The sequence below is a fragment of the Amycolatopsis marina genome (genome assembly GCF_900111885.1).
In the GTDB taxonomy this organism is placed as follows: domain Bacteria; phylum Actinomycetota; class Actinomycetes; order Mycobacteriales; family Pseudonocardiaceae; genus Amycolatopsis; species Amycolatopsis marina.
The window spans coordinates 325,382-335,185 of sequence record NZ_FOKG01000007.1 but is presented as its reverse complement, the minus strand read 5'-3'; the positions used below and the strand labels follow the sequence as shown (position 1 = coordinate 335,185).

The 9,804-nt window shown below is 66.4% G+C and carries 7 protein-coding genes; all 7 read right to left on the bottom strand.

What is annotated here, in order from left to right; all coding sequences use genetic code 11:
* On the bottom strand, nt 1-367 hold a 367-nt coding region (locus tag BM199_RS14500; RefSeq protein WP_218160346.1), incomplete at its 3' end, for a hypothetical protein.
* Between the two features lie 70 nt (nt 368-437).
* Complete coding sequence (locus BM199_RS14495; RefSeq protein WP_091673701.1) at nt 438-974, bottom strand: hypothetical protein; 537 nt, start codon at nt 972-974, stop codon at nt 438-440.
* Nucleotides 975-1,161: 187 nt separating this feature from the next.
* Nucleotides 1,162-1,761 (bottom strand): YiiX/YebB-like N1pC/P60 family cysteine hydrolase, encoded by a 600-nt coding sequence (locus tag BM199_RS14490; protein ID WP_143101831.1) that lies wholly within the window; start codon nt 1,759-1,761, stop codon nt 1,162-1,164.
* 406 nt (nt 1,762-2,167) lie between these two features.
* Nucleotides 2,168-2,935 (bottom strand): CHAP domain-containing protein, encoded by a 768-nt coding sequence (locus BM199_RS33875; RefSeq protein WP_245788361.1) that lies wholly within the window; start codon nt 2,933-2,935, stop codon nt 2,168-2,170.
* A gap of 219 nt (nt 2,936-3,154) precedes the next feature.
* Nucleotides 3,155-6,076 (bottom strand): AfsR/SARP family transcriptional regulator, encoded by a 2,922-nt coding sequence (locus BM199_RS14480; protein WP_091673698.1) that lies wholly within the window; start codon nt 6,074-6,076, stop codon nt 3,155-3,157.
* 131 nt (nt 6,077-6,207) lie between these two features.
* Nucleotides 6,208-8,847, bottom strand: coding sequence for a M48 family metalloprotease (locus BM199_RS14475; protein WP_091673697.1), 2,640 nt, complete (start codon nt 8,845-8,847; stop codon nt 6,208-6,210).
* Nucleotides 8,844-9,314, bottom strand: coding sequence for a hypothetical protein (locus BM199_RS14470; RefSeq protein WP_091673695.1), 471 nt, complete (start codon nt 9,312-9,314; stop codon nt 8,844-8,846). Before BM199_RS14470 ends, BM199_RS14475 begins: the two co-directional genes overlap by 4 nt.
* Between the last annotated feature and the right edge of the window lie 490 nt (nt 9,315-9,804).

Below are 9,804 nucleotides of genomic sequence, written 5' to 3'. Positions count from 1 at the left end.
GCTGCAGTCCTGACTTCTCGTTCCCGAAACGGGCCAGTCCGTCCTTGCCGAGGATGTAGTCGCGTGTGTCGTCGCTGAAGAACAGTCCGCGCTCCGACCACGCGATATGCGGCTCGTTCATGCCGCTGGTCTCGATCAGCCGTGTGCCGCCGTCGGCCTGGACCAGGACCAGATAGGCCGGGCGCTTCTCCGTCCCGCTCTTCTCGACCTCGGAGTCCGGGCTGAGGTAGAACGCGACGACGGTGTCGCCGAGCGTCACCTCATCGGGATCGACGATCTCTGCCCCGACCGCGCCCTCCGGCGAGGAACACGCCGCCACAACCAGAACGACACCGGCAACAAGCGCGATGAGTCGGAGCAGGCGCACCATCGAGTCCTCTCGGGCGGCTAAGCGGTGCGGCCCGCGCCAGGCAGACCGCACCACACGCTGGATATCGTTACCTGGTGACGCTGTAAATTACGGTGCCGCTGCTTCTCTTGATGTCATCCGGGTACACGGCAGTTCCACCATTGTGATCAAGATCGACCCGCACGGCCTTGTAGGCCCGCCAGACCAGCTCGGAGCTGTTCAGCTCATGGTCGCCGTTGCCCTTGTTCTTGTTGGAATGCGCGTCGTACGGCTTACCGCGAAGCTTCGTGTAAGCGTAGGTGGCTGCCTTGTCGCGGCTGGCCTGATTGGCCTTGACGTACATCTTGTAGACGGGGCCACACTTGTTGAGCGTAGCCGCCGTACGGGCCTGGCTCTTGCTGCCGGGCCCGGGCGCCTCCACGATCGTCTTCGTCGTGTAGTAGATGCCGACGTGATTTGGGACTCCCCAGCCGGGCTCGGCATAGGAGTGGAAGATATCCCCTCGGTACCGTGAGTTTCCGACTGTCACCTTCTCGAAGCAGCTCTGGTCGGAGGAGATGCTGGCATCCGAATTCGGCGCAGCCGCCTCCGCGGCCTGGGCGGGCGCGACGAGCAGACCGGCCATCGCCGATCCCGCCACAACGGTGACCCCAACAGACGAGGCGAAGATTCGCCCAGTTTTCGACATGTATGTCTCCACTCTTAACCGGTGGTCCTAGCCCTCGCCGGCCACGTACTTCGTGATTTCCAGTGCACTGGTGGCGGCCGGTGCGGCCTACCTCCAGCAGGCCGCACCGCACACCGGAATGTCGTTACCTGCGGGTGCTGTAAATGACGGTGCTACCGTCCTCGTTGATGTCGATGGGGAACACGGCGGTGCCGCCGTCGTTGTCCAGTTCGATATTCACGGACTTGTAGGCCCGCCAGACCAGCTCGGAGCAGTTCAGCTTACCGGCGCCATTGATCTTGTTGGCAAGAAAGTTCTTGTCGTACCCCTTGCCGCGGAGCTTGTTGTAGGCGAAGTTGGCTGCCTTGTTTCGGCTGCTCTGCTTGGCCTTGACGTACATCTTGTAGATGGGGCCACACTTGTTGAGCGTCGCCGCGGTACGGGCCCGACTCTTACTGCCGGGCCCGGGCGCTTCCACGATCGTCTTCGTCGTGTAGAAGATGCCGACGTGATCGTGGGGGACCAAGGCGGTCCTGGCGTAGGAGTGGAAAATGTCCCCCTTGTTCCGCGAGTTTCCGACCCGCACCTTCTTGCTGCAGCCCTTGTCCGAGGAAATGCTGACACCCGAATTCGGCGCAGCCGCTTCCGCGGCCTGGGCAGGTGCGACGAGCAAACCGGTCATCGCCGACCCCGCCACAACGGTGGCCGCCATAGACGAGGCGAAGATTCGCCCAATTCTGGACATGTGAGAACCCTCTCTAGTTCCGGGACCTCGGCCTTGGCGTGTGGTGCGTGGTCGGCACCTCACCACCCACGGCGACCACGGCGATGGTTGCCAGCGGGGAGCCCATCGGGCCCCGGCCGGTTGGTGAGCATCTCGCTCCCATCGGGCATTTCCCGATGCTGGGAACAGTGGCAGGTCCTGGAATACGGCGCGTACACGCCGGGAATACGAGGGCAGTGGACGACTCGAGGGATCTTGATCGACCGTACCAGCATCACTCTGGGCATCGGCGCCAGCGCTGGCGTAGCGACACCTCTCCGAGTCGGTTCCGCGCGCGCCGACCCTGGAGCAGCTCGGCCCCGCATACAGCTCTGGTGCGCCCACCCACTGGTGAGCGCACCAGAGCCGCCGCGAACGCGGAGGACGGTTACTTGAACCGGATGAACTTGCTGAACTGCGAGTTCGCGGTCCCCACCGACGTTCTCCGGTGGCTGTACTTGCTCGTGCCGCCGTAGTTGTACTCGTCGACCTGGAATGTGCCGTTCGAGTTGACCCGGGTCACGAACGCGACGTGCCCCCAGGTCCCACCCTCACGCACCGCGATGTCGCCGGCTTTCGGCCTGCTGTAGACCGGAACCCCCGCACGCCGGGCGGCGTCGTCCCATTCCTTGGCGTTGCCCCAACGTGACTGGCCCTTGTACTGATTGCTGAAGGGGATACCGACTCGGCTGTTCAACGCCCACGCGGCGAAGCTGGTGCACTGTCCTTTGTAGAAGTTCCACCGGTCGACACCGCTGGTCTGCCCCTTGTACGGGTAGTCGTCCTTGGCCGGGTACTCGGATCCCCCGCCACCGGAAAGCACCCTGTGGGACGCGTTGTTGTTCTTCAGTGCTGAACTGAGGTTCTTCTTGGCACCCGCCGCGAACGTCTGATACGTACCGCCGTAGTTGCTGTTGAAGTGCACGCGCACGGTCTTGCCCGTGCGGTTCCAGGCCGCCGCGGCGTTGTTCTTGATGCACTGGCCCTTGCCGTTGCCCGCACCCTTGAAGACGTAGCACGATGGTTGACTGGTTCCGTAGTTGGCGAGCGAGCCGCCATGGTCGGAAATCGACCCCTGGTGGTTGCTGTTGTAGTAGAAGCAGAACTCGCCGCTGTTGCAGACTCCGTCGCGGGACGCCGCCTGAGCAGGCGCCACACTGAACAGAGCGGGAACGAGCAGAGCTACAGCAACAGCGCTGACTGCGCGAAGGAAGTTTCTGAACATTTAGCCCTCTTTCCGGGATGCGGCACCGCGTGTTGTGACGCGTACCGCTGTACGGAGAAAGGTAGGAATGAGCGCTGTACCGAGCCTACATTCCGGATATATCGCGGGCGACGTCGCTGGTAGGGGCGAGAAAATCGGCGAGGGGATTCGTCATCGGGCAACGGGTATGGGGTTCTCGAGGCGTTCGAGCGCGCTCTCGGCTTCGGCTGCCTGGCTTGTGTGGTCCGTCGAGCGCCAGAGCATCACGGCTCGCCGCAGATGGCGACGGGCGCTCGGCAGGTCCTTCCGGAGTGCGTACAACCCCCCGAGTAACCGGCAGCACTCCGCTTCCTCGATGCGGTTGCCGTTGGCGGCGAAGACGTCAGTCGCCTGCCGCAGTGCGGGGAAAGCATGAGCGACGTCGCCGTGGGCGGCGTACACGTAGCCGACACGGAGCCGCGTGTGCGCAAGACAGCGCTCGTCACCGATGTTCTCGAAGATCCGCTCCGCGTGCTCGAGCGCGGCGAGCGCGCGGGCGGTGTCGCCGACCCGGTCGTGGAGCAGGCTCAGCTCACGGAGCACGACGGCCTCACGGTGTCTGTCGCCGAGTTCACGACACAGCTCCCACGCCGTGTCGAACGCCGCGCGGGCCTCGTCCAACCTGCCGAGGTTCATCAGTACGACACCGAGCCCGTTGCGCAGGGGCGCCTCAAGCGAACGGTCTTCCGCGGCTGTCGCGATGTGCAGCGCCTGCCAGATTCGATCGAGCGCCTGTTCGTCGCGGCCGAACACACGGTCGATGACGGCCAGGGCGGCCAGGGCCAGCCCCGCACCGCGCTTGTCGCCGATCTGACCGAACAGCGCGAGCGCGTCGCGGGCATTGTCGGCAGCCGCCTGGTACTCGTCGCGGTAGATGGCGATCTGGGCAAGCCCGCGTAACAAGATCGCCTCGCCGCGTAGGTTGCCGTTGGCCCGGCAACTCTCGAGCGCGAGCAGGTGCGTGCGTTGCCAATCCTGATAGCAGCTGCTCAGGTCGTAGTACGGCACCACACTCGCGGCCAGTTGCCACGCCGCCTCGTCCATTCCCCAGTCCGCGGCGAGTTGCACGAGGCCCACGACGGCGAGTCGCTCCGCGTCAAACCATGCCTCCGGATTCCCGACCAGTCTTTTCACCACGGCCTCGGGCAACCGGAAGCGTGGCGTAGCCCCCTCCGGCGACCGGAACAGGCTCGGTTCCATCTGGTCGACAGCTTCGTTGATCAGGTCCAGCCAGGCTCCGAGAAAGCGGCACATCGCCTGCTCGCGTTCCGGTTCCGGGATCGCGCGTGCGTCCTCCACGGCGTAGGTCCGGAGCAGGTCGTGCAGGTGGTATCGGGGTTGGCCGACCGCGTCGGTGCCGACCAGCCGCAGGAGGTTGGCGTCCACCAGAGCGTCGAGTACCTCATCGGCATCCGGCCGGCCGAGCAGCGGTCCGAGCACCCAGCCAGGCACGGCGAGCGGACCGACCAGGCCGAGCAGGCGGAAGGCGTGGAGAGCGTCCTCCGGGAGCAGGTCGATACTGGCGGCAAAACTGGCCCGTACCCCGAGATCGCCGAGCCTTAGCTCGGTCAATCGGCGGGCCTCGTCATCCAGCCGCTCACGAAGCTGGCGCAACGGCCAGGTCGGCCGTCCGACGAGTTTGCCCGCCGCGATCCGGATCGCCAGCGGCAGGTAGGAGCAGGCATGCAGGATCTCCGCGGCCTGGTCGGGTTCGCTGTCGATCCTGCTCTGCCCGATGATGTTGGCCAAGAGCTGATGTGCCGCCTGTTTGGAGAGCACGTCGATCTCGATGTGCCATGCACCGGCGAGGTCGGCGAGCAGTGTGCGGCTGGTAACCACCACCGCGCAGCGGCCGTTCGGGGGCAACATCGGGCGGACCTGCCCGCCGCTCGCGGCGTCGTCGAGAACCAGCAGCATCCGCCGCTCGGCCAGCAGCGCCCGGACCAGGGCTCCCCTGGCGTGCACGCCGTCCGGGATACCGGCACCGGCGACGCCGAGGGTGTGCAGGAGTTCGCCGAGCAACGCGACTGGTTCCCGCGGATGTGCGGTGGTTCCCGCGAGATCGAGGTACAGCTGGCCATCGGTGAAGCTGGCGGCGGCCCTGCGGGCGGCACGCAGCGCCAGGGTCGATTTTCCGATACCGGGGCCTCCGCGAATGACCGCCACCGGTGGCGGTCCATCATCGGCCCGATCTTCGAGCTGCCGCAGCACGGCGTCGAGCTGCCCCCGCCTGCCGACGAAATCGCCGATGTCAGCGGGAAGCTGGCAGATCGGACCCGGTCTCGCAGGGCGCGGCATCGGCGCGGTGTCCTCGTCCAACTCACTGGAGAGGACCCGCTCGTGCAGGCGCCGTAGTTCGCCGCACGGCTCGGTGCCGATTTCCCGGATCAGGGTTTCGCGCAACTCCTGGTATGTCTGTAACGACTCGGCTTGGCGGCCACTGCGATACAGCGCCACCATGAGCTGACCCCACGGTCGCTCGCGCAACGGATTGTCGGCGATGTAGCGGCGCAGCTCCCCAATCAACGCGCCGTGCTCGCCGCAGGCGAGATCCGCCTCGATCCGCGCCTCGAACGCGGCGCAACGCAACTCGGTCAGCCGGTTGGCCTCCGCGGTGACCAGCGGGGTTGGCGGGACGTCGGCGAAGGCCGGTCCACGCCACAGCGCCAGCGCCTGCCGCAGCAACTCCGCCGCCACCTCCGACTCCCCGGAAAGCAGCGCCTCGCGACCGCGGTCGACACGATCGTCGAAAGCGGAGGCGTCGACATCCTGGGCACCAGCCAGCAGTTGGTAGCCCGGTGCGACCGTGCGCAGCGACCGGCCGCTGTCGTCGCCGAGCGCCCGGCGCAACCGCATCACGTAACCGTGGACCTGCGAGACCGCCGTCTTGGGCGGATGTTCAACCCACAACTCGGCGACCAATTGGTCTATCGACACAGGTCCGCTCGGGTGAACAACCAGCACAGCGAGCAGCGCCCGCATTTTCGGCGCTCCGATCGAACGCCACGCGCTACCGTCGAACACCTCCATCGAGCCCAAGACGCGGATCCGCATCCAGGAACCTCCCCGCCCCCAACCGCGACAACCTTGACGCGGACACTACATAGCCTGACCACAAATCGGCCAGCATCAACATTATTATTCACCGTCGACCTGGATCACGCACGCACTTCACCAGCAGTGAGTCATTCGCTCATCGCCCGCAGGGTTGCGATGAGTTCCGTGGCGCGGTCGAATTCCTTCGCCCCGCTGGACAGCATTCGCGTATCGTCCGTCCTTATCGCCGTGTCGATTAGGCGGATCGATTCGTCCACAGTGGACAGCCAGTCGATCCACAACGCGTGAGCCCGCTTTCCTGGCGGGCCAGGCTCGGTCTCGAGCTTGTCGATGGCGCGGGCGGCAGTGCCGAGCCCGGTACGGGCGGCTTCGAAGTCGGGACTGATACCGGCATCCGAGTTGCCCGCAGCCTTGACCATCGCCTGATGGAACGGTTCGAGAACCTCGGCGATCATCCGCTCGCCGTCGGTGTCTCGCCAGAACCGCAGGGCGGCCGGCGAATCGGGGTGCTCGGCCCGCGCAGCGGCCGCCGCCTCGGCGAGCGGTTCTTCTGTCGTCTCCTTCGCGGCGGGTGCGGGCACTACGAGCAGGCAGAGCACGGCGAACACCCCGGCCGCGGCACCGTAGCCGAGCCGCGAGTCGGCCAGCGCGGTGGTTGCTTTCCTTGGCCGGAGCAGGGAAGCGATCGCGTACCCGGCGATGGCGGCGGCGAAACCGCTGACCGTCAGGAGTCCGAAGATCGTCGTTCCGTAGGCGATGTCCACCTGGGCGGGGCAGGTGGTCTTCGCCGCTTGCAGGACCGGCACGCAGGCGTCGGTGACGAACAGCGCCCACAATGCCAGCGCACACATCGTTCCGGTGACAGCACCGGCGAACATGGTGCGCACCAACGACCTGACAAGCCACAGGGACACAACGACGCAGACGGCGAACTGCGCGATGACGACACCGGCGACCTCCCACACCGACAGCACCAATCGAAACGAGGCATCGTCTCTGGCCGGCATCGGCACGTCGGCGCGCAGCGATGCCCGCAGCGCGAGGGAGAACACCGCCCAGACCGCGGCGCCGAGGATCCCGGCAACCAGCGCTCGGCGATCGGCCCGGCGACGCTCCAGGATCAGCGGCACGGCCCACAACAGCAGCAGGCCTACCTTCCCGAGGCCCCCCAGCACGAAAGCCGAGAGGAAGGTCAGCGGGAGCCAGATGCCCATCGTCAGCGGGAGGTCGAGGGCCGTCCAGTCCGCGGCCCCGACCACCTGCTCGATCGGCTGGGCCAGCACCAGGAACGAGCCGACCAGTCCGGGTACGGCCCGCGGCAGGGTGGCCAGGCTGAGCGTGGACACGCACAGGAGCAACACGACCGCGCCGACAGCGACAGCTCCGGTTATGCGTACGCCGCGCTGTCGCAGGCTCACCAGCAGCCCCGAAGTCGCCAGCGCCCATTCGCCGAGCAGGATCAGCGGGATCACCAACAGGACGGCGCCGATAGTGGCGAGTACGCCGACACTCGGCACGTGGGTGTCCACCACCGTTACGTTGTGGCCGATGCCCGTTCCGAGGGCGATGCCGAGTCCGGGCAGCACGACAAGCCGTCGAGCCGTGCCACCCGCCGCGCGGAACTGACGAGCCCGGAGCACGGCGATCCCGAGTGCGGCGGCCAAACCCGTACCCGTCAGGACCTGCCCGATCAACATCACCGAGCCGACCGGTACACCGAAGTAGAACAGGGTGAGCAGGACCTGGGCCACAGCGATCTGCAGGGTGGCGCCCGCGGTCACCGCCTCCCCGAACCCGGGCCGGTACACCAGGGCCGGGTTTGTGAGAACCGCAACCCGATCTGCCGACGTCGGATGTTTTCGCAGCGGTACGGGCAGGCGGCGCCGGTGTGTGCCGGCCAGTCCGGGCAGGAACTCGCTCGGTTCGGTCGAGGCGAGCATGCGCGACGCGGTGATATCCGCGTGGTGCTCGCGAAGCCGCAGAATCGAGTTGCGCGCGAAGAGAACCAGCACGGCCAGCACCGTGACCGGGAGCGTGAGCGTGACCAGCACGTTCGGTTCACGTACCTGGAGCAGGAAGACGCCGACATAGGGCAGCACCGCGGCGACGATGAACGCCCGCCAGATCGCGATCGCGAAGTAGGTGATCGCAACGTCGTTGTTGCGCAGGTGAGCAAGTTCGTGTGTGACCACCGCGCGGAACATGGCCGGGTTTGTCTGGAACTGCGTGACCAGCCCGGCGTCCAGGCAGATCAGTGGTCGCCTGCCACGACCGAACGCGAGTCCGCCGGTGCGCTGGCTGATCGGATCGACCAGGAATCGAGGGCGATGTCGCAACCCCGCGGAAGTGACCATCCGGTCCAGTTCCGTGAGCAGTTCGGGCGCGGCGGTGGACCGCAGTTCGACCAACCCAGCTCGCCGGATTCGCCACCATGGTTGAAGCCGATACAGCAGCGCAGCCAGGGCGAACAGCACCATCAGTCCCGCCGCGATCGACCACGGTCGCCCACCGAACGCGACCGCCTGGCACGCCGAAAACTCGTCGAGCGTTCCCTGAAAACGATCGGCTGTGATCAGGTCGACGGCCGTCAGGTCCGGCCAGCCGGACACCGCCCTGCACCGCTCGACCTCCCGCAGCATTCCGGTCAGCCCAGGAGGAGTGATCAGTAGGTAGAGCACGCTGGCGGACGCCACGGTCATGGCGATCAGCAGCGCCATCCGCAGGGTGGTGCCCGAAGGCATCCGCCAGCGCACGAAGGCGGTGTTCATTCCTCCCCGTGCTGCTGAAGACCGTCCATAATCGCACCGACCAGCAGTTGCACCTGCTCTTCGTCGAGTCCCAGCGCGCGTGCCCGCGCCTCGGCCACCCGGCGCAGTTCGGCGCGCTGTTCATCGGACAGGGGCACATTGGGCACGGGACGACTGGTGTCGATCGCCTTGCGGCGTAGCCGCGCGAGCAGGCGCCCCGCCCCGCGCGTCACCTGCTCGCCTGCCCGATCGACCAGCTGCTGATACACGGCCGCGGCGACCGCGAGGGCAACCGGTGACACCAGCTCGACGATCGTGTCGACGCCGGAGCCAAGCGTCTCGTCGCGGCGCCGTCGCCCGGCGAGCGCCCGTTCGGGATCACGCAGGTAGGCGGAACACGTCGCGGGGAAGAACGGCAACTCCTGCGGTGCCACTGCGGCCACCGCCGAACGCGCGGTCGCCGCGATGAATTCCTCGCCCGAATGCACGACTATGACATCCTCTCGTCCGCGACTGATCCGCGGTAACAAACCGTACCGAAATTCGGACCGCAGCTGGGGAGAAACGTGGGTATCACCCGTTTCGCGCAATGACGTTGCCCAGCGGCACTGCCACGCGTCCTCTAAGTGTGTGGTGTCCAGACAGCGCACGCTGGAAACACCACGGTCCACCTGCTTAGCTACCTCGGCCGCCCCGAACGCACCGCGAATCCCACGGCTTATCGAGGAGACTCGACACCAATCCCAACCAACGAATTCACCGACGCCGAGTTCCGCCGGGTCCAGCAGGCAACTACACGGGCCGCGTGCCACACGATGTCTCAACTGTGGCTATTGGCGATGTGGGCCGGGCGGGGCTCGAACCCGCGGCCAAGGGATTATGAGCCGTGTTGACCTTGAACGGCTCGCATACGCCCTGATTAGGGCATATGCCGCTAGGAAGAGGGCAGGCGCCGCCTGCTGTCCCGTGACTGTCCCG

Excerpts from the sequence above, each read along its gene's own strand:
- BM199_RS14480 (WP_091673698.1), bottom strand. The coding sequence starts at position 6,076 with ATGCGGATCCGCGTCTTGGGCTCGATGGAGGTGTTCGACGGTAGCGCG.
- BM199_RS14475 (WP_091673697.1), bottom strand. The coding sequence starts at position 8,847 with ATGAACACCGCCTTCGTGCGCTGGCGGATGCCTTCGGGCACCACCCTG.
- BM199_RS14490 (WP_143101831.1), bottom strand. The coding sequence starts at position 1,761 with ATGTCCAGAATTGGGCGAATCTTCGCCTCGTCTATGGCGGCCACCGTT.
- BM199_RS14495 (WP_091673701.1), bottom strand. The coding sequence starts at position 974 with ATGGCCGGTCTGCTCGTCGCGCCCGCCCAGGCCGCGGAGGCGGCTGCG.